This is a genomic window from Methylobacterium sp. J-118 (assembly GCF_057836565.1).
In genome coordinates, this window is sequence record NZ_JBYQFA010000001.1 from 3,327,033 (window position 1) to 3,347,088 (window position 20,056).

The following is a 20,056-nucleotide window of genomic DNA, read 5'->3' on the forward strand; positions in this document are numbered from 1 at the left end:
GTCAATCGACGGCGCCGGGTCGAGCGTTGGGGGAGAAGATGGGCGGGACGGTGCGCGCGGCGTTGCTCGCGGCGACAGCGATGATCCTCGGCGCCGGGGCGGCGCGTGCGGGGGCGTTCGGCATCCGGGAGCAGAGTACCGAGGCGCAGGGGCTCGCCTTCGCGGGTGCGGCGGCGGGATCGGGCGGCGTCTCGTCGATCTTCTGGAATCCCGCGACCATCACGATGAATCCCGGCTTCGTCGCGGAGCAGAACTTCACCTATATCGGCCTCTCCTCCGAGATCCGTCCCGCGCCGGGCACCAATCCCGGCTTCGCGCGCCTCGGCGGCTCCGGCGATATCGGCCAGGGCGCCGTGGTGCCGGCGGGGGCGACCTCCTATCAGCTCAACGACCGCCTCTGGCTCGGCCTCTCCACCGGCGCCCCCTTCGGCCTGGTGACCAAGCCGCGGCAGGTCTGGGCCGGCGAAGTCTACGGGCGCTCGTCCCGGATCTTCTCCCTGGCGATCAACCCGGTCATCGGCTTCAAGGTCAACGAGTGGCTCTCGCTTGCGGCCGGCCCGAACATCGAGTATTTCCGCCTGACCCTGCGGCAGGCGCTGCCGATCCCCGGCCTCCAGCCGACCGTCTATCCGAGCTCCTTCCTCAAGGGCGAGTCCTGGGGCGCGGGCTTCACCGCGGGCGCCACGCTGACGCCCCGCGACGGGACCGTGCTGGGCATCGGCTACCGCTCCTCCGTGCATCACGAGATCGACGGTTCGATCGGCGTGCCGCTGCTCGCCCTGGCGCCGCTGGCCGGGCAGGTCCGCTCGAAGCTGAACACGCCCGACAAGGTGAGTGTCGGCCTCACCCAGGCGCTCTCGCCGGTGGCGCGGGTGGATCTCGGCTTCGAGTGGGACAATTGGTCGAGGCTCGGCAACATCGGCATCGTGTCGAAGACGCTCGGACTGCCGGTGAATTCCCTGCCGCTCAACTATAAGGACGGCTACACCTATTCGATCGGCGCCGAGTACGATGCGGCGCCGAACCTGACGCTGCGGACCGGCTTCGCCTACGAAAGCTCGCCGATCGACTTCTCGAACCGCTCGGTGCGCCTGCCCGACGGCGACCGCTACAACGTCTCGGTCGGCGCCAGCTATCGCTGGAGCCAGCAGCTGACCCTGAACGTCGCCTACTCGCACTTCTTCCTGAATCGGTCGCGGATCCTCGCCGGCCTCGGGCGCGACTACAACGTCGCCAACATCGCCTTCGCGGGCGTGGTCGACTCGAGCGCCGACATCGTCTCGGTCGGTTTCCGCTACGTGTTCGGCGCTCCGCCGGCCCCGGCCCCGGCGCCGCTGGTGCGCAAGTACTGAGGCGAGCCCGCGGGACGCCCGTGACCGGGGGACACCCTGCGCGGGCGGATGCGCCTCAGGCGCGCATCCGCACGTAGGTTCCGGGCGCCGGTCCCAGCGACGGCAGCGCGTCGCCCCCGGGCTTCCGGGCCGGCACCCGTTCGGGCGCCTGCGCCTCGATCCACTGGAACCAATAGGGCCACCACGAACCCTTGGTCTCGACCGCCGCGGTGATCCACGATTCCAGCGTCCCCCGGACCGGGCCGCCGGTCCAGTAGCCGTATTTCGGCTTCGATGGGTGGTTGATCACGCCGGCGATATGGCCCGAACCCGCGAGCACGAAATCGACCTTGCCGCCAAAAATCTTCGAGCCCTCGAACACCGAGATCGCCGGGGCGATGTGGTCCTCGCGGGTGGCGAGGTTGAAGATCGGGACCTGCACCTTCTCGAGGTCGAGGCGGACGTTGCCGAGCACCATCCGGCCCTGCGCCAGGGTGTTGTCGAGGTAGCAGTTGCGCAGATAGAAGGAATGGTTGGCCGCCGGCATCCGGGTGGCGTCGGAATTCCAGTACAGCAGGTCGAAGGCCGAGGGTGCCTTGCCCTTGATGTAGTTGTTCACGACGTAAGACCAGATCAGGTCGTTCGGCCGCAGCATATTGAACGCGTTGGCCATCCGGGCGCCTTCCAGGTAGCCGCGCTCGGACATCTGCGCCTCGATCAGTCGGATCTGGTCCTCGTCGGCGAACACCTTCAGGTCGCCGGCATGGGTGAAATCGACCTGGGTGGTCAGCAGCGTCGCGCTCTTAATCCGCCGGTTGCCAGTGGCCGCCTGCATGGCGAGCGTCACGGACAGCAGCGTGCCGCCGACGCAGTAGCCCGCGGCCGTGACCGCGCTCTCGCCCGTCGAGACCCCGATCGCGTCGATGGCCGCCTCGATCCCCTCGCGCATGTAGGATTCGAAGTCCTTGTCGGCGTGGCGCGCGTCCGGATTCACCCAGGAGATACAGAAGACCGTCAGGCCCTGGTCGACCATCCACTTGAGGAAGCTCTTCTGAGGGTTGAGGTCGAGGATGTAGAACTTGTTGATCCAGGGCGGGACCATCAGGAACGGGCGCCGGAGCACCGTCTCGGTGGTGGGCGCATACTGGATCAGCTCGATCAGGTCGTTGCGGAACACCACCTCCCCGGGGGTGACCGCCACGTTGCGGCCGACCTCGAACCCGCTTGGGTCGGTCTGGCGCACGCGCAGCTGGCCGCCGCCGGCCGCCAGATCCTCCTCGTACATCTTGAGGCCGCGGACGAGATTGGCGCCGTTCTCCTGCAGGGTGTGGCGGATCAATTCCGGGTTGGTCGGCAGGAAGTTCGAGGGGGAGAGCATGCTGGTGAACTGGCGCAGGTAGAACTGCGCCTTGTGGCGCGTATGCGCGTCGAGCCCCTCGGCCTCGTCCACGAGGCCCTCGGCCCAGCGGGTGGCGAGGAGGTAGGCCTGCTTGATGAAGTCGAAATACGGGTTGGTCGACCATTCCGTGTGGGCGAAGCGGCCGTCCCGGGGCTCCGGCAGCGCCACCGGATCGGCCGGCTGGCCCTGCAGGCGCAGATAGGTGGACCCCCACAGCGACAGGAAGGCCTGCGAGAGGCGGGTCTGGGCCTCGGCGCTGCGGCTCGGATCGGCGAGCCACGACTCGGCGACCTGCCCGAGGACCTTCGCCGCCTCGTTCAGCTCGCTGCCGGATGTGCCCGGCTGCCCGTCGGGGCCGAGCAGCTTGGCGACGTTGCGGCCCATCGCCTCGACGAACTGTCCGGCATTGCGGGACAAGGCCTCGAAATCCGGCATCGGCGCGGTCGTCCCGTCCGGCATCGCGCCGTTGGGGGCCGGCTTCGGCGGAGCAGTCTGGTCCGGCGCCTGCGGGCTCGTCACGCGTACCTCCCTGATATGGGCTGTCGACCCTGTCGCGCGGGCCACGTTTTCGTTAAAATAAGGAACGCACCGGGGATTTCGCCACCCCGCCCCGGAACGTGACCGAGACATCCGGCCGATCTTCTCATGCCTATTCCTCGTCTCATGGCCGTGTGACTATGGATCGTGCCTTTTCGAACAGTGACGTCCGGGCTTGCCGCCCCGGATTCGCCCGCGCGGCGATTCTCGCCCTCCTGGCGGGGCCGCTCGCCGGCTGCTCGGGGGACGCCGTGCGCACGCTGGCAACCGATGCGGGATACGGGCCGCGGGTCGTGGCGGCACCGGACTTCGTGACCGGATCCCGCAACAAGGACACGCAGGATTACATGCCGGTGGGCGTCGACGCGCCCAAACGCCCGATCCGGCCAAAAACCGTCACCGGGCAGAAGGCCCTTGAGGCGGAGCTCGAGGGCGCCCGCGGCCGCAACGAGGCCCGCGGCCGTGCGGCAGCGAGCGCCGGTCAGGGCGCCGCCGCGACGATCAAGCCGGCCCCGGCGCCCCCGCAATAGCCACGCTTTTGTGGGTCGGCGGCGACGTGCAAGTCTGCTACAGCAGATGGTTCGCGCGACCGGCTTACGAAAGACGCCAGATTCGGGACGCGCCGATGGACACGCCGATGACCGACTTCCACCGCATCAAGCGACTGCCCCCCTACGTCTTCGAGCAGGTCAACCGGATCAAGGCCGCCGCCCGGGCGCAGGGCGCCGACATCATCGATCTCGGCATGGGCAATCCGGATCTCGACGCTCCGAAGCACGTCATCGCCAAGCTGTGCGAGACCGCCGGGCGCCCGCGCACCGACCGCTACTCGGCCTCCAAGGGCATCGCGGGGCTGCGCAAGGCGCAGGCCGGCTATTATCAGCGCCGGTTCGGCGTGAGCCTCAATCCCGAAACGCAGGTGGTGGCGACGCTCGGCTCCAAGGAGGGCTTCGCCAACATGGCTCAGGCGATCACCGCCCCGGGTGATGTCGTGCTGGTGCCGAACCCGAGCTACCCGATCCACGCCTTCGGCTTCCTGATGGCCGGTGGGGTGATCCGCTCCGTGCCGGCCGAGCCGACCCCTGAGATGTTTCCGGCCCTCGAGCGGGCCATGCGCCACTCGATCCCGAAGCCCGTCGCCCTTGTGGTCTGTTACCCGTCGAACCCGACCGCCTACGTGGCGAGCCTCGACTTCTACCGGGACCTCGTGACCTTCGCGAAGCAGCACGAGCTGATCCTGCTGTCGGATCTCGCCTATGCCGAGGTCTATTTCGACGACAACCCGCCGCCCTCGGTCCTCCAGGTGCCGGGCGCCATCGACTGCACGGTGGAGTTCACCTCCCTGTCGAAGACTTACTCCATGGCCGGCTGGCGCATGGGCTTCGCGGTGGGCAACGAGCGCCTGCTTTCGGCGCTGACCCGGGTGAAGTCCTACCTCGATTACGGCGCCTTCACGCCGATCCAGGTCGCCGCGACCGCGGCCCTCAACGGGCCGGATGATTGCATCCACGAGATGCGCGGCATCTACAGGAAGCGGCGCGACGCCCTGGTGGAATCCTTCGGCAAGGCCGGCTGGACCATTCCGGCGCCGGCAGCCTCCATGTTCGCCTGGGTGCCGATCCCCGAGCGCTACCGGGAGATGGGCAGCCTCGAATTCTCGAAACTTCTGCTGGAGAAGTCCGACGTGGCGGTGGCGCCCGGCATCGGCTTCGGCGAGTTCGGCGACGGGTACGTGCGCATCGCCCTGGTGGAGAACGAGCAGCGGATCCGCCAGGCGGCGCGCAACGTCCGCCGGTTCTTCGACGGCACCGACAAAACCCTGCACAACGTCGTGCCGATGGCCCGCGCCGGGTAATCGGACCGGCTGAAGTTGTTGCCGCGGGGCGACAGGCTCCGCCAAAGGCACCGTCGGCCCACTCCGGCGCTTGTCAGGGCGGACCGCGATGGCCAGGGTCAGGGACGGGGGTTTTCCCGCGTCCCGAGTGCCGCATGCGCCGCCTGAACCTGATCGCCGCCCTGCTGCTCGCCGCCGCGGCCTCGGCCTGCGCGCCGAACCCGATCATCGCCCGGGATCCGATCCCGGCGCCGGGCCCCACGGACGTCTATGCCTGCGACTCGAAGCCGTTGCCGGTCAACGCCTTCATCTCGGATTGCCGCCCGGTGCCGGCGAGCCCGCAGGTTGTCCTGCGCGCCCGCGGCTGATCCGCGAACGGCATTTCGGTAACCGGTCCGCTCGGACGGGCCGGACAATCCGCTGGCGATCCGCTAGACTGCAGGAAACCTGCCGGTCCGACCGGCCCCGTGACGGAGCACCGCGTGAGCACCAAGACCCTGATCGCCGCCGGATTGCTGGCCCTCGTGACGGGGCAGGGTGCCTCCGCCGCCGACGCCGCCTACGCGCCGGCGCCGTACCGGCCGCGCGCTTACGTGTTCACGGCCCCGGATGGCCCGACCGTCCTTCAGGCCGAGACCTGCTGCCAGGGTGTCGTGCCGCCGGGGCGCTCCGATCTCGCCGTGCCGCCGGTTCCCGTGGCCGAGGTGATGAATGGCGGCGGCTTCGGCTACACCGGGTTCGACTACTTTAACGACCAGATCACCGAAAGCCGGTTCGGCGCGCGCAAGCGGCCGAAGGAATACGTGATCGCCCCGTCCTACACCGTGCCGCCGCGCTACTGAGCCATCCTGACTCTCCGGGGCCTCAATCCTTGTGCGGATCGTGGCCCCAGTTCATCAGCGACATCTGCCAGGGTGAGTCCGGGTCCTTGCGGGCCGCACCGCCCTGCTTGAGATGGCGGTGGACGTAGCTCACGACCTTGCCCATGGCAGCGTAGTCGTCGCTCGTCAGGTCCGCCTTCTTCTTGTCCTTGATGGCCAGGATACGCCGGCCCATCGCGTGGCCGGTCGATTCATCGCCGTCCTTCTTCTGGCCGACCTCCTTGCTGCCGTCGCTGTCGAGATGCTTCCTCAGCGCCGCCGGCGTCATGTTGACGGCTTCGTTGAAGTCCTTCCACGTCGTTGCGTGATCGTCCTCCGCCATTCGCGGACCTCCGCTCGGATGCCGTTCGTGCCCGACAACGCGCCCGGGGCGGACCGGCTCGCGCGCATCCCTGCGGTCGGGCGCCGCACGGGAAGAGGCCGCGGCGGCGGGGCGGCGTTTACAGGCTGGTCCCCGGGGGGTATCACCCCGGCCCGATACAGAACCCCTTTCCCACACCCCACCCCCGAAAAACCAGATGCGCGCCGAGATCGAGCAAGCCTCGGATGCCGCCAAGCAGTCTATAGGACTGCTGAGGAGGCATCTTTGACTGGGATACAGTCGATAAACGCCTCGCGGAGCTGAACGCAGCCTCCGAGAACCCCGACCTCTGGAACGATGCCGAGGCCGCCCAGACTGTGATGCGCGAGCGCCAGCAGCTCGACGAGGCGGTCACGGCGATCAAGAAGCTGGAGCGCGACCTCGAGGACGGCGCCACCCTGATCGAACTCGGCGAGATGGAGGGCGACGAATCCTCGATCCGCGAGGGCGAGGCGTCGATCCTGGCGGTCGAGAAGGAGGCCGCGAGCCGGCAGGTCGAGACCCTGCTGTCCGGCGAGGCCGACGGGTTCGACACCTATCTCGAAGTCCATGCCGGGGCCGGCGGCACCGAGAGCCAGGACTGGGCCAACATGCTCCAGCGCATGTATGCGCGCTGGGCCGAGCGCCGGAAGTACAAGGTCGATGTCGTCGAGATGACCGACGGCGAAGAGGCCGGGATCAAGGGCGCGACGCTCCTGATCAAGGGCCACAACGCCTATGGCTGGCTCAAGACCGAGTCGGGCGTGCACCGGCTGGTGCGGATCTCGCCCTACGATTCGAGTGCCCGGCGGCACACCAGCTTCGCCAGCGTCTGGGTCTATCCGGTGATCGACGACCGGATCGAGATCGAGATCAAGGAATCCGACTGCCGGATCGACACCTACCGGTCGTCCGGCGCCGGCGGCCAGCACGTCAACACCACGGATTCGGCGGTGCGCATCACCCACAATCCCACCGGGATCGTGGTGGCCTGCCAGCAGGAGCGTTCGCAGCACAAGAACCGAGCGACCGCCTGGAACATGCTGCGCGCCCGCCTCTACGAGGCTGAGCTGAAGAAGCGCGAAGAGAAGGCCAACGCCGAGGCCGCGTCGAAGACCGATATCGGCTGGGGCCACCAGATCCGATCCTACGTCCTGCAGCCGTACCAGCTGGTGAAGGACCTGCGCACCGGCACCCAGTCGACGGATCCGGACGAGGTGCTCGACGGCGATCTCGATCCGTTCATGGAGGCGTCGCTCGCCCAGCGGCTCTATGGCGGCGCCGACGTGGTCGACGACATCGACTGAGGCGGGCTGCCGGCTCCGCAGGATTTCCCTCCCCCCTTTGCGGGGGAGGGTGGCCCGCGGAGCGGGTCGGGAGAGGGGAGCGACGGTGCAGAACGAAACTCTGTTCGGTGTGAAGGTAGCGTCCCGTCCTGAAGCCGGGTTCCCCTCTCCCGACCCCTGCTGACGCAGGGGCCACCCTCCCCCGCAGAGGGGGGAGGGAGGGCGAAGCGCCCCTCAATACCCCAGCGCCGCCCCGTCCTTCCGCGGGTCCGAGCCGGCCGTCAGCGTCCCGGCCTTGCGGTCGATCCAGATGATCTGGCCGCCGCCGAGTGGCAGGGGCGCGCGGATCGCCGCGTGGCCGCGCGCGACCAGTCCCGCCATCACGGCATCGGGGACCCCGCCTTCCACCTCCAGGCTGCCGCCGTAGGCGAAGCTGCGCGGGGCATCGAGGGCCGCCTGGACGTCGAGGCCGCGGTCGAGGATGCCGGAGAGCAGTTCGACATGGCCCATGGCCTGGTAATGGCCGCCCATGACGCCGAACGGCGCGACCGCCTGTCCGTCCTTCATCAGCATGCCGGGGATGATCGTGTGCATCGGCCGCTTGCCCGGGCCGACGCTGTTCGGGTGCCCGCCCTCCGTGCGGAAGGACAGGCCCCGGTTGTGCAGCAGCACGCCGCTCTCGGGGGCCAGGATGCCGGACCCGAAGCCCTGGAAGATCGAGTTGATCAGCGAGAGCGCATTGCCGTCCCGGTCGACCACACAGAGGTAGACCGTATCCTTGTGGGCGCGGCCTTCTTCCATCTCCCGGGCGATCTCGGGGTAAATCACCGGCGCCTGCGCCCGGCCCATGTCGATCGCCCCGTGGGCGGCGGCCTTCCAGGCGTCGGAGAGCAGGTGCTCTACCGGCACGTTGGCGAGGGCGGCGTCGCCGAACAGCACGTCCCGGTGGTGATAGCCCTGCTTGCACACCTCGGCGAAGAGGTGGAGCCGGTCGAGCTCCGACAGGGCGCCGACGTCGTAATGCGACAGCACGTTGAGCATCATCAGCGCGGCCAGACCCTGGCCGGCGGGCGGGCATTCGTAGACGTCGTAGCCCCGATAGCGCGTCGAGACCGGCACGACCACGTCGGGCCGGGCGGCGGCGAAGTCGTCGAGCGTGTGCAGGCCGCCGAGCTCGTTGAGCCGGCTCACCATATCCTGGGCGACGGGTCCTGCATAGAAGCCGCGCGGCCCGCCCTCGGCGATGCGCCGGAGGGTGGCGGCGAGCTTGGGCAGGCGGATCACGCTGCCGATGGCCGGAGCCTCGCCGCCGGGCAGGTAGGTCGCGGCGGCGTGGGGGTCGGACGCGACCCGGGGCACGCAGCGCTGCCAGTCCCAGCCGACCCGCTGCTGGACCACGAACCCGTCCTCCGCGTAACGGATCGCCGGCTGGAGCAATTCGCCCAGCGACCGGGTGCCGTGCTCGCGGACCAGCAGGTCCCAGGCCCCCACCGCGCCCGGCACCGTGACGGCGTGCGGCGAGGTCGGGGTGATGGCGACGCCGTGCTCGGCGTACCAGTCGGGCGTCGCGGCCGCCGGCGCCCGGCCCGAGCCGTCCAGCGCGATCGGCGTCGTGGCCCCGGCGGGTGCGTAGAGGGCGAAGCAGTCGCCGCCGATGCCGGTCATCAGCGGGTCGACCACGCATTGCACGGCCACCGCCGCGATGCCGGCATCGACGGCGTTGCCGCCCGCGCGCAGCACCTCGATGGCGGCGAGCGTCGCGAGCGGATGCGAGGTCGCGACGGCGGCGTTGGCGGCGTAGACCGGGGAGCGGCCGGGGGCGGAGAAGTCTCTCACGGGATGTCCTGCTGTGCTGAACGGTTCAGAGTCTGCGGATCCGAAACGCGACCTCATCCTGAGGCGCCGGAGCGAAGCGGAGGCCTCGAAGGAGCCCTCCAGGGATCGCGCGGCTGGCTGGAGCCCTCCTTCGAGGCTCGCTGCGCTCGCGCCTCAGGATGAGGTGGAGATAGGGGGAGGCCGTGAAGGCCGTCACGCGGGCCTCCCCTCCGGCAAAGCCACCCAATGCCCCGGCGCCACCTCGGTGAGCGGCCCGTCCGGCGGCTGGTCGTGGCCGCCGAGGTCGCGGGCGGCGAGGTGGGCGCGCTCCTCGGCCGGGTTCGGCACCGGCACGGCGGCGAGCAGGCGGCGGGTGTAGGGATGGCGCGGATCCGCGTAGAGGGCGTCCGCCTCGGCCAGCTCGACGATGCGCCCGCGCCAGAGCACCGCCACCCGGTGGCAGAGGTAGCGCACCATCCGCAGGTCGTGGGAGATGAACAGGTAGGACAGGCCCATCTCGTCCTGCAGGTCCTGGAGCAGGTTCACCACCTGCGCCTGGATCGAGACGTCGAGCGCCGCGATCGGCTCGTCGGCGACGATGAAGCTCGGCTTGAGGGCGATCGCCCGGGCGATGCAGATGCGCTGGCGCTGGCCGCCCGAGAACTGGTGCGGGTAGCGCCCCATGAACCGCGGATCGAGCCCGACCCGCTCGAACAGAGCCGCGACCGCCTCCCGCCGTTCGGCCCTGCGCATGTCCCGCCGGTGCAGCTTGAACGCCTCCGCGACGTAGTCCCCGGCGCTCATCCGCGGGTTGAGGGCCGCGTAGGGGTCCTGGAACACGGTCTGCATCCGGGCGCGCATCTTCCGCATCGCCGCTGCCGGGAGCTTGGCGAGGTCGGTCCCCTCGAACGCGATCGTGCCGGAGGTCGGCGGGTTGAGCATCGTCACGGCCCGGCCGATCGTCGACTTGCCGGAGCCGGATTCGCCGACGAGGCCCAGGGTCTCGCCGGGTCGGATGTCGAAGCTGACATCCTCGACGGCGCGGAACACCGAGGCTTTGCCGCCCCACCAGGAGCGCAGGGGATAGTGCTTGGTGAGGTTCCGGACCGACACGACGGGATAGAGGGGTGCGCTCACCGTGCCGCCTCCTGCGCCAGGATCTTCGGCAGGTCGTACCACGCGGCGACGAGGTGGCCCGGCGCCCCGCCGGGCGCCTGCGCCAGGGGCGGCATCTCGGCCCGGCAGCGGGGCGTCGCGTAGGCGTTGCGCGGCGCGAAGGGATCGCCGGGCGGCGGGTGGCGCATATCCGGGGGCGCCCCCTCGATCTGGTGCAGGCGCCGCCGCCCGGCCCGGCCGCCGGAGAGGTCCGGCAGGGAGCGCAGCAGCCCGAGCGTGTAGGCGTTGCGGGGATCGGCGAAGATGTCGTCCACCGGGCCGCGCTCCAGGATGCGGCCGGCATACATCACCTGCACGGTGTCGCTGATGCCGGCCACCACGCCGAGGTCGTGGGTGATCCAGATGATCGCCATGCCGAGCTCGCGCTTCAGCTCCTGCACCAGGGCGACGATCTCGGCCTGGACGGTGACGTCGAGCGCCGTGGTCGCCTCGTCGGCGATCAGGAGCTTCGGGCGGCAGCTCAGCCCGATGGCGATCATCACCCGCTGGCGCTGGCCCCCGGAGAACTCGTGCGGGTACTGGTCGAGCCTCGCGGCCGCGTTCGGGATGCGGACGAGGTCGAGCAGGTCCTTTGCCCGGGCGCGGGCCGCGCGGGCGTCGAGGCCGAGATGGATCCGCAGGGGCTCGACGATCTGCGCCGCCACGCTCATGCCGGGGTTGAGGGAACTCATCGGGTCCTGGAATACGAAGCCGATCGCGCCGCCGCGGATGTTTCGGAGTTCCCGCTCCTTCAGGGCGAGGAGGTCGCGGCCCTCGAACAGCACCTGCCCGCCGGTGATCCGGCCCGGCGGGCGCGGGATCAGCCCCAGCATGGCCAGCACGTGCACGCTCTTGCCGGAGCCCGATTCGCCGACGATCCCGAGCGTCTCGCCCTCCTGCAGGGTGTAGGACACGCCGTTGACCGCGTGGACCGCGCCGCCGTCGGTGTCGAAGGCGACCGCGAGGTCGCGGACGTCGAGGAGGGGCTTCGTCATGTCCGCTGCCTCGGGTCGAGGGCGTCGCGCAGCCCGTCGCCGAACAGGTTGAAGGCGAGCACGGCCAGGAAGATCGAGAGGCCGGGCCAGATCGCCATCCAGGGCGCCTGATCCATGAAGTTCTTGGCGGTGTTGAGCATCGCCCCCCAGGACGGCTCGGGCGGCTGCTGGCCGAGGCCGAGGAACGACAGGCTCGCCTCCGCGATGATGGCGGCCGCGATGGTCAGCGTCGCCTGGACGAGGACCGCCGGGACGATGTTGGGCAGGATGTGGACGAACGCGATCCGCCAGGGCGGATTGCCCATGGCGCGCGCCGCCTCGACGAACTCCTCCGCCGCCACCGCGCGCACCTGCGCCCGGGTCAGCCGGATGAAGGTCGAGGTCGCCGATAGGCCGATGGCGATCATGGCGTTGACGAGGCTCGGGCCGAGGAAGGCCGCCAGCGCGATCGCCAGGATCAGGAACGGGATCGCCAGCAGCGCGTCGGTGAGTCGGGAGATCGCCCCGTCGATCCATCCGCCCGCATAGCCGGCGAGCAATCCGAGCGGCAGTCCGAGGGACACCGCGAGCGCCACCGAGACGAGGCCCGCCCCGAGGGAGGCGCGGGCGCCGTAGATGATTCGCGCGAGGACATCGCGCCCGACCTCGTCGCCGCCGAACGGATGCACGAGGCTGGGCGCGCCGCGGACGTTGCCCCAGTCGGTGGCGGTCGGGTCGTAGGGGGCGATCCAGGAGGCGAAGACCGCCATCAGGATCAGCAGCCCGACGATGACGAGGCCCGCGATCGCGCTCCTGCGCGCGCGCAGGCGGCGCCAGAAGGCCGTGATGGTGCCGGGTTCCTGGACGAGGCCCGGGTTGCCGGTGGGCGCTGCGATGCCGGTGGTCCCGGCGATGGGGGTGCCGGTGCTCATCGGGCGCTCGGGACGTTGGCGGCGACGTTAGACCCACGCGCCCTCCCTCCCCCCTCTGCGGGGGAGGGCGGCCCGGCCGTCAGGCCGGGTCGGGAGAGGGGAGCGACGGTACAGAACAGGACTGTGCCCGGCCTGAAGGTCGCGCCCCTTCCTGAACCCGGGTTCCCCTCTCCCGACCCCCTTCGGGGGCCACCCTCCCCCGCAAAGGGGGGAGGGAGGGCGGTGCGCTTGAACATGACCCTCATGCCCGCCTCAGCTTCGGGTTCACGGCCGCGGAGAGCAGGTCGGCGGCGAGGTTGAGCGCGATGTAGGTGGCGGCGGTGCAGATCACGACGCCCTGGACGGTGGCGAAGTCCCGGTTGAACACCGCGTCGACCATCAGCTTGCCGAAGCCCGGCACGGAAAAAACCTGCTCGGTGAGCACCGCCCCCGACAGAAGCTGCCCGAATTCCAGCGCCCCCAGGGTGATGATCGGGATCGCCGCGTTGGGCAGCGCGTGCCGCAGGGTCACCCGCAACGGCGAGACGCCCTTGGCGCGCGCGGTGCGGACGTAATCGGAGCCGAGCACGCCCAGCATCGCCGCCCGGGTGTGGCGCATCATCACCGCCGCGATGGCGTTGCCCAGCACGAAGGCCGGCATCACCATGGCGGCGAGGTTCTCGGACAAGCTCTCGAAGGGCGAGACGTAGCCCGAGGCCGGCAGCCAGCCGAGTTCCACCGAGAACAGCAGGATCAGCAGGATCCCGAGCCAGAAATTCGGCACCGACAGGCCCCAGAGGGCGATCCCGTTGGCGATCGTGTCGGCGGCCTGGCCCTGTTTGACCGCCGAGAGCACCCCCATGGGCACGCCGATGGCGAGCGCCACCAGCATGGCCAGGCACGCGAGTTCGAGCGTCACCGGCAGCTTCTCGACGATGAGTTCGGAGACCGGCTTCTGCAGGCGGATCGACTCGCCGAGGTCGCCCCGCAGCACGCCCCCGGCCCAGTAGCCGTAGCGCACCGGAAGCGGCGCATCGAGGTGGTACTTCTCGCGGATGAAGGCGATCACCTGCGGGTCGCGCTCCTCGCCGGTCAGAGCCGTGGCGACGTCCCCCGGCAGCAATTGCTGGAGGGCGAAGATGATCATCGAGGCGAGGATCAGGGTCGGGACCGCCAGGGCGAGGCGTCGGGCCAGAAACCGCAGCATCAATTGAGCTTCAGGCCGGGGAAGCGCACGAGCCCATCTGGATAGGGCACGAAGCCCGTGAGCTTCTGGCTGTAGGCCCAGAGCAGCTTCCGGTGCAGGATATAGATCCCCGGCCGGTCCTTCAGGACCTGATCGGCGAGCGCCTTCCAGGCGGCCTGGCGCTTCACCGGATCGACGGTGCCGCGCTCGGCCTGAAGGGCCGCGTCGGCCTCCGGGCTGCAGTATTTGGGATAGTTCAGCGCGGCCTTACAGGCGAGGAAGCTGAACGTGTTGCCGTCCGGATCCGAGCGCCCGCTCCAGGAATAGAGCTGCGCCTCGTAATTGCCCTTGTCGGCGGCATCGAGGGCCGTGGTGAAGTCCACCGCCTGCAGCTTCACGTCGAAGCCCGCCTCCTTGGTCATCGCCTGGATCACTTGGCCCACCTGGGGCGACTCGCTGTTGGCGTAGACGGTGAGCGTGATCTGCGGGTTCGGCTTGCCGGCTTCGGCGAGCAGGGCCTTGGCTTTGGCGACGTCCCGCTTCGGGATCGGGTACGCGGCGAGGTAGTTCGGGTTCTTCGGGTTGACCCACTGGTTCCCGGCCAGGAACTCGCCGTTATAGACGACCTGATTGATGGCGTTGCGGTCGAGCGCCGCTTCGAAGGCCGCACGCACCTTCGGGTCGGCCACCGGCGAGCCGGCCTTGCCGAGGTTGAACAGGACCTCCTGGAAGCCGAGTTCGGTGGTGGAGTCGAGCTTCAGCTTGGCGTCCCGCTTCACCTGCGGAACGTCGGTGGGGGCGAGCCGCTCCAACAGGTCGAGCTGCCCGGCGCGGAGGTTGGTCAGCCGCACCGTGGCGTCGGGGATCGGCCGGAACTCGATCCGCTGGATCTGGATCGCGTCCTTGTTCCAGTAGTCGGGGAAGCGCTCGACCACGATCCGGTCCTGCGGCACCCGCTCCACGAACCGGTACGGACCCGCGCAGACCGGCGCGGACGCGAACTTGTCCCCGAGCCGCTCGGCGGCCTTCGGCGAGACCATCATGCCGGCCCGGTCGGTGAACTGCGCCAGCAACGGCGCGAAGGGCTGCTTCAGGTTGATGCGGAACGTCAGGTCGTCGACCACGTCCACGGAGGCGATCGGGGCGATCTCGGAGCGGCGCTGCGAGCCCGGCATCGTCATGTGGCGCTCGATGGAGTACTTGGCCGCCGCGGCGTCGAGCCTCTCGCCGTCCTGGAACAGCACCCCCGGGCGCAGGTGCATGGTCAGCGCCTTCTCATCGGGCGAGAGTTCCCAGGCGGTCGCGAGCTGCGGCACCGGCTTCAGGTCGGGCCCGATATCCACGAGCTTGTCGCACAGGGCGGCGAAGACCATCCGGCTCGCGAAGGTGCGGGCGAGCGTCGGGTCGAGGGCGTCCGGATCCTCCATCATGCCGTAGCGCAGAGTCTGCGCGGCCGCGGGTCCGGTGAGGATCATTCCGGCGAGGAGACAGGCGGCGAGACGCACCATGGGACCGGTCCGGGTACAGGCGTGTGGCGGGGCGGGACCGGCCGAGACCGATCCGTGAGGGCGGCGGGCCATGTCCGACCCTGCCCTGGTATGCACAATCCCAAGGCAGCATCCATGCCACACGGTCAAGGTGCATTTTGTATTCAGGGTCGCGTGCGGTTCCGAACCGATCGCGTGGACGGTCGGGCGCTCGGTGCCCGGAAGAAATTTCGCGGGGTTCGCCGCAGAAATTTTCCCGGAGGTTTCACCGGCGGGCGGCGGGGATAAACACAATTTTATCGAGCGCCTGAATTTCCCGGTAGGCTGATCCATCGCACAACGGCGTCATGTCTTGGGCGCGGCGTCGAGGGTTATGCAGGGTCGGCGGCATTTCGTCATTTTGCCCGCCTTGTGCTGGAACCGGCGCCGTCGGGATTTCTACGCGATCACCACGGACGTCTCGGTGGAGGGCATCCGATTCCGGTCTGCACAATATCTGGCACCGGGCGAAGATCTGACCTGCAGCATCCGCCACGTCGGCCTGCTCGACGTCCGCATAGAGTGGACGGCGGGCCAGGAATTCGTCGGCTCGATCCGGGGCGGGCGGACTGCGCTCGCGGACTTGGCCGGCCAGTTCGAGACCCTGGCCCGTGCCCAGGATCTCCGTCCGGAGCCGCTCCGCGTTCATGACCGCATCGTGCCGCGGCAGAAGATCGTCGAGGTCGCGCTGGAGGGCGGCAACGCCTTTCCGGGACACGTACTCAACGTCTCGGCCTCCGGCGTGGCCTTGCTGGTGGATCGATTCCTGGCCCTCGGCACCACGATCCGGGTCGGGCGGAAGCTCGCCTGCGTCAAACGGCATTTCACGCACGGCGTCGGCGCCGCCTTCCTCGAACCCTTCGAACCGGACGCCGTCCACGAGGCGATGACCCTGTGAGCGTCGCTCTGGCCCCTCGCAGAGGGATCGGAACGGCGCTACATCTGCCCGGGATAGCGAAGGATCTCCCATGAAGCGCCTGCTCTCCGCTCCCCTCGTCGCCCTCCCGGCCGCCCTCGTGCTGCTGCCGCAGGCCGCGCTCGCCCATCCCGGCCACGGTGCGGCGACCGGTGCGGCGGCGGGGTTCCTGCACCCGCTGATGGGCGCCGACCACGTCCTGGCGATGGTCGCGGTCGGGCTGTTGGCGGCCCTGCGTGGCGGACGGGCGCTGTGGGCGCTGCCCCTGTCGTTCCTGGCGCTGATGAGCGTCGGTGCGGGGCTCGGCATGGCCGGCTTGGTGCTGCCCTATGCCGAGACCGGGATCGCGCTGTCCCTCGTGGTGTTCGGCCTCGCCACCCTCGTCGGGCTGCGGGCGCCGGTGGCGCTGCTCGCGGCCCTGGTCGGGGTCTTCGCGGTGTTCCACGGCTACGCGCACGGGGCCGAGATGCCGGAAACCGCTTCGGGCCTCTCGTTCGGCCTCGGCTTCCTGGCCGCCACCGCGCTGCTGCACGCGGCCGGGCTCGGCCTCGGGCTCGCCGGCACCCGGTTCGGCGCAACGCGCGCCGCGCCGGTTCTCGGGGTCGGTCTCGCCGCGGCGGGTGTCGCGCTGCTGGCGCTGCCGGTCTGAGCCCGACGGATCCAACGCCCGCGGGGCATGCGCCCCGGCTGAGCATCCGCATCGATCTCGAGCCGGGTCACCGGCTCGGGCCCGGCAAGGTGCGGCTGCTGGAGATGATCGCCGAACATGGCTCCATCTCGGGGGCCGGCCGGGCCCTGGGCATGTCGTACCGGCGGGCGTGGCTGCTGGTTGAGGCGATGAATAACGGCTTCGGCCGCCCGGTCGTCGAGGCCCAGATTGGCGGCCGGGCCGGCGGCGGCGCCCGGCTCTCGGTCTTCGGTACGGAGGTGGTGGCCCAGTACCGCGCCCTCGAGGCGGCCGCTGCGCTGGCCGCCGCGCCGTTCCTGGCCCGGCTCGGGCGCACCGACTGATCGCCCGTCTGCGGACGACGTCGCGATGTCACAGGTTCGCCGGGGCTGACGCGGGCGATCCCAGCCCCAGGTCCCGTGCGCCGCACCGATTCCGGTGGCGCGAGGAACCAATATGTCGAAACTTCCGATTCTTGTTCTGGCCGGCCTGATGGCCACCGTCGCCGGGGCCCAGGCCGCGCCGAAGGTGGAGCGCCTGCGCGGGACAATCGAGGCGGTCAAGGACGGCGGCTTCACGCTGAAGACCCTCGACGGCAAGTCCGAGTCCATGATGCTGGCCCCCGACGCCAGGGTGTCCTGGGTCGTCCCGGCCAATCTGGACCAGATCAAGGACGGCGTCTTCATCGGCACGGCCACCAAGGGCGAGCCCCCGGTGGCTTTGGAGGTCGTGCTGTTCCCCGAGGCGATGCGCGGCACCGGCGAGGGTCATTACGACTGGGACATGATCCCCGATCACACGGCCGGCGGCACCAAGGTGAAGACCGCCATGACCAACGGCACCGTGTCGACCGAGGCCCGCGCGACCGCGCCCGACGCCCCGCGGGTCAAGAGCGCGATGACCAACGGCACCGTGACGGCCAGTGGCGGCGCTGCGGAGCGGACGCTGACCGTGGATTACGGCAAGGGCCAGTCCATCCAGATCCTGGTTCCGCCCCAGGCCCCGGTCGTCAGCTTCGCGCCGGCCGACGCGTCGGCGCTCACCCCGGGCGCCAAAGCATTCGTCGTGGTCGCGCGTGAGGACGATGGTCACATGACGGCCCGCCGGGTCGCCGTCGGCAAAGACGGTCTGACGCCGCCGATGTAAGCCGGCAATGTAACCGAACGTTCGAGACCGGTGCCCGCAGACGTCGTCCGCTTCGGCGGGCACCGCTTACGAATCGGCCGACTCGCGAATACCGGCCCCCGGCTATTCGAGTCCGAAAACGCGCCGGAAACCCCGGCCGAATTGGCCCATACCGGCCGGATAATGGCCAAAGCCGCCCGAGATTGTTGCCAGGCGGCAACATCGCTTCGGAACTGCCGGAGCAGACACGAATCCACGTTGCCGGCCGAAACCCGTTCGCACATGGTGAAGGTGCACGGGGGCATCGCCAAGCGAGAGCCCGCAGGAGCCTGCCGATAAGACGCAGGCCCAACTCTACAAAACGTGCGGCTAGATCCGGTCAACCGGGCACGTCCGCATCATTGGGTCTCGAAGCTTTGGAGATATCTATGAAGCTCTTGAAGGGCTCGCTGCTCGGGTCCGCCGCCGCCTTCGCGGCGGTGGGTGCCGCGCACGCCGCCGACCTCCCGGTCAAGAAGGCGGTGCCGATCGAGTACGTCCGCGTCTGCACCGCCTACGGTGCCGGCTTCTTCTACATCCCGGGCACCGACACCTGCCTGCGTATCTCGGGCCGCGCCCGGTTCGAGGGCGGCTACCAGACCAGCTACACCCGCCAGGCCGGCGCTGCCGGTGACACGTCGGGCTACCAGGGCCGGATGCGCATCAACCTCGATGCCCGCACCCAGACCGCCTACGGCACCCTGCGCGCCTTCGTGCGCTTGGATGCCGGCGCCCGCACCGGCTATTCCGGCGTCGGCACCTCCGGCACGCAGCAGCGCATCGGCCAGGCCTACCCGGGTATCGGCACCGACAGCTTCGGCCGCGACCAGCAGTTCATGAACGTCGACAAGGCGTTCATCCAGTTCGCCGGGCTGACCGCCGGTCGCGCGTCGTCGTTCTTCGACTTCTACGCCCACGACTTCGAGTTCGCCGGTGCCACCGCCGGTTCGGACAACTTCTCCACCAACCTGCTCGCCTACACGGCGACGGTGGGCAACGGCCTGTCGGCGACGATCTCGATCGAAGACCCGGTCTTCCGCCGCACCCCGATCTTCTCGCCGTTCAACGTCTCCGCCACCCTGAACACGGGCAGCGTGCAGAACTTCGGCGTGACCAACCAGCCGACCCCGATCTTCGTCGGTCCTGGCCGCTACGGGAACGTCGACAGCATCGAGCGCTCGCGCCTGCCCGATTTCGTCGGCGTTGTGCGCCTCGACCAGGCCTGGGGCTCGGCCCAGCTCTCCGCCGCCACCCACGAGCTGAACGTCGGCAACCTGTCGACCGCCGCCAGCACCGGCACGGGCCCGGTCCTCGTCCCCGCCCACACCAGCACGGTCCAGGGATTTGCGGTTCAGGGCGGCCTGAAGATCAACGCCCCGTTCATCGCGCCGGGCGACGCCCTGTACCTGCAGGGTGCCTACGGCGAGGGCGCGCAGCTCTATACCGGTTATTCCTCGTATACCGGCTCGTACACCCAGAGCACCACGACGATCCAGGGTCAGAAGTTCGCCCAGTACTTCTCCGACGCGACGATCAATCCCTATACGGGCCAGCTGCAGACCTCGACCAGCTTCACGGCGGTCGCCTCGTACCTGCACTACTGGTCGCCGGAATGGCGCTCGGCCTTCTTCGGCTCCTACGGCGAGCAGAGCTTCTCCAACAGCGCCCGTCTCGCCCAGGGTGCGATCTACAACCTCGTGAGCGGTCTGGCCGGCAGCAACCCGTTCGGCTCCAACGCCGTCGGCGCCCCCGGCACCCGGTTCTACCAGCTGAGCCAGGCGCTGCGCGACACCTACCAGTTCGTGGCCGGCGCGAGCATCATCTGGTCGCCGGTGAAGGACCTCGATATCGGTGTCGAGGGCTTCTACACCCAGATCGGCCTGAAGAACGGCCGGGCGATCGATCTCGACAAGAGCCCGACCGCCTACGCCAACATCGCCGGCATCAACAACGGCACCTTCGCGGTCCGGACCGCCACGCAGGACTCGGTGTCCCAGGTCCGCTTCCGCGTCCAACGCGACTTCTGATCCGGCCCGCCGGGGCTTCGGCCCCGGCAGCCTTCCTCGTGCTTCACGGATCTCAAGGCTCGGCTTCGGCCGGGCCTTTTTTGTCGTTCGGCTCGGTTCCGAACCCG

19 protein-coding genes are annotated in these 20,056 nt (G+C 69.5%); 11 read left to right on the top strand and 8 right to left on the bottom strand.

Features of this window, described 5'->3' with window-relative positions:
- Positions 1 to 38: 38 nt before the first annotated feature.
- Positions 39 to 1,352, top strand: a complete 1,314-nt coding sequence (locus tag AC3IF3_RS16035) for an OmpP1/FadL family transporter (RefSeq protein ID WP_243965149.1) — start codon at positions 39 to 41, stop codon at positions 1,350 to 1,352.
- Positions 1,353 to 1,407: 55 nt separating this feature from the next.
- Here the strand turns inward: AC3IF3_RS16035 and AC3IF3_RS16040 are convergent, their stop codons facing one another.
- Positions 1,408 to 3,189 carry a PHA/PHB synthase family protein gene (locus AC3IF3_RS16040; protein WP_489231316.1) on the bottom strand — a complete coding sequence of 594 codons (1,782 nt, stop codon included), beginning with the start codon at positions 3,187 to 3,189 and terminating at the stop codon, positions 1,408 to 1,410.
- A 329-nt stretch (positions 3,190 to 3,518) separates the two neighbouring features.
- Here AC3IF3_RS16040 and AC3IF3_RS16045 point away from each other — a divergent pair, with 329 nt between their 5' ends.
- From AC3IF3_RS16045 to AC3IF3_RS16060, 4 genes are all read left to right on the top strand, one after another.
- Positions 3,519 to 3,797 carry a hypothetical protein gene (locus tag AC3IF3_RS16045; RefSeq protein ID WP_489229499.1) on the top strand — a complete coding sequence of 93 codons (279 nt, stop codon included), beginning with the start codon at positions 3,519 to 3,521 and terminating at the stop codon, positions 3,795 to 3,797.
- 107 nt (positions 3,798 to 3,904) lie between these two features.
- The gene (locus AC3IF3_RS16050) at positions 3,905 to 5,122 is read left to right on the top strand and encodes an LL-diaminopimelate aminotransferase (RefSeq protein WP_489229500.1); all 1,218 of its coding nucleotides are present in this window, start codon (positions 3,905 to 3,907) and stop codon (positions 5,120 to 5,122) included.
- A gap of 134 nt (positions 5,123 to 5,256) precedes the next feature.
- Positions 5,257 to 5,469, top strand: a complete 213-nt coding sequence (locus AC3IF3_RS16055) for a hypothetical protein (RefSeq protein WP_243965142.1) — start codon at positions 5,257 to 5,259, stop codon at positions 5,467 to 5,469.
- A 114-nt stretch (positions 5,470 to 5,583) separates the two neighbouring features.
- Positions 5,584 to 5,943 (top strand): hypothetical protein, encoded by a 360-nt coding sequence (locus AC3IF3_RS16060; RefSeq protein ID WP_489217207.1) that lies wholly within the window; start codon positions 5,584 to 5,586, stop codon positions 5,941 to 5,943.
- Between the two features lie 22 nt (positions 5,944 to 5,965).
- Here AC3IF3_RS16060 and AC3IF3_RS16065 read toward each other — a convergent pair whose 3' ends face one another.
- On the bottom strand, positions 5,966 to 6,304 hold the full coding sequence (locus AC3IF3_RS16065) for a DUF3140 domain-containing protein (protein WP_489229501.1): 339 nt from the start codon (positions 6,302 to 6,304) through the stop codon (positions 5,966 to 5,968).
- Positions 6,305 to 6,500: 196 nt separating this feature from the next.
- Between AC3IF3_RS16065 and prfB the strand changes: the two genes are divergently transcribed.
- Positions 6,501 to 7,629 (top strand): peptide chain release factor 2 gene (prfB, locus tag AC3IF3_RS16070; RefSeq protein ID WP_489217209.1). Its coding sequence is split into 2 segments (ribosomal slippage): positions 6,501 to 6,569 and positions 6,571 to 7,629, totalling 1,128 coding nucleotides; the frame shifts between segments, so codons are not numbered across the junction.
- 213 nt (positions 7,630 to 7,842) lie between these two features.
- Here the strand turns inward: prfB and AC3IF3_RS16075 are convergent.
- The 6 genes from AC3IF3_RS16075 to AC3IF3_RS16100 form a co-directional block, all read right to left on the bottom strand.
- Entirely contained in the window at positions 7,843 to 9,444 is a 1,602-nt protein-coding gene (locus tag AC3IF3_RS16075) for a gamma-glutamyltransferase family protein (protein ID WP_489229502.1), read from the bottom strand.
- Positions 9,445 to 9,636: 192 nt separating this feature from the next.
- Complete coding sequence (locus AC3IF3_RS16080) at positions 9,637 to 10,560, bottom strand: ABC transporter ATP-binding protein (protein ID WP_489229503.1); 924 nt, start codon at positions 10,558 to 10,560, stop codon at positions 9,637 to 9,639.
- Positions 10,557 to 11,573 (bottom strand): ABC transporter ATP-binding protein, encoded by a 1,017-nt coding sequence (locus tag AC3IF3_RS16085; RefSeq protein ID WP_243973641.1) that lies wholly within the window; start codon positions 11,571 to 11,573, stop codon positions 10,557 to 10,559. Before AC3IF3_RS16085 ends, AC3IF3_RS16080 begins: the two co-directional genes overlap by 4 nt.
- Entirely contained in the window at positions 11,570 to 12,484 is a 915-nt protein-coding gene (locus AC3IF3_RS16090; protein WP_489229504.1) for an ABC transporter permease, read from the bottom strand. Before AC3IF3_RS16090 ends, AC3IF3_RS16085 begins: the two co-directional genes overlap by 4 nt.
- A 241-nt stretch (positions 12,485 to 12,725) precedes the next feature.
- Entirely contained in the window at positions 12,726 to 13,670 is a 945-nt protein-coding gene (locus AC3IF3_RS16095) for an ABC transporter permease (protein WP_489217213.1), read from the bottom strand.
- Positions 13,670 to 15,157 carry an ABC transporter substrate-binding protein gene (locus AC3IF3_RS16100; protein WP_489217214.1) on the bottom strand — a complete coding sequence of 496 codons (1,488 nt, stop codon included), beginning with the start codon at positions 15,155 to 15,157 and terminating at the stop codon, positions 13,670 to 13,672. The genes AC3IF3_RS16095 and AC3IF3_RS16100 overlap by 1 nt, the downstream gene beginning before the upstream one ends.
- Before the next feature lie 379 nt (positions 15,158 to 15,536).
- On the opposite strand from AC3IF3_RS16100, the gene AC3IF3_RS16105 reads away from it, so the two are divergent.
- The 5 genes from AC3IF3_RS16105 to AC3IF3_RS16125 all read left to right on the top strand — a co-directional run bounded on the left by AC3IF3_RS16105 (position 15,537) and on the right by AC3IF3_RS16125 (position 19,949).
- Positions 15,537 to 16,073, top strand: coding sequence for a pilus assembly protein PilZ (locus AC3IF3_RS16105; RefSeq protein ID WP_489229505.1), 537 nt, complete (start codon positions 15,537 to 15,539; stop codon positions 16,071 to 16,073).
- Between the two features lie 70 nt (positions 16,074 to 16,143).
- Positions 16,144 to 16,740, top strand: a complete 597-nt coding sequence (locus AC3IF3_RS16110) for a HupE/UreJ family protein (RefSeq protein ID WP_489217216.1) — start codon at positions 16,144 to 16,146, stop codon at positions 16,738 to 16,740.
- Entirely contained in the window at positions 16,737 to 17,102 is a 366-nt protein-coding gene (locus AC3IF3_RS16115; RefSeq protein WP_489231317.1) for a winged helix-turn-helix domain-containing protein, read from the top strand. Before AC3IF3_RS16110 ends, AC3IF3_RS16115 begins: the two co-directional genes overlap by 4 nt.
- Positions 17,103 to 17,214: 112 nt before the next feature.
- Entirely contained in the window at positions 17,215 to 17,904 is a 690-nt protein-coding gene (locus AC3IF3_RS16120) for a metal ABC transporter permease (protein WP_489229506.1), read from the top strand.
- Between the two features lie 407 nt (positions 17,905 to 18,311).
- Positions 18,312 to 19,949, top strand: coding sequence for a porin (locus tag AC3IF3_RS16125; RefSeq protein WP_489229507.1), 1,638 nt, complete (start codon positions 18,312 to 18,314; stop codon positions 19,947 to 19,949).
- Positions 19,950 to 20,056 lie beyond the last annotated feature (107 nt).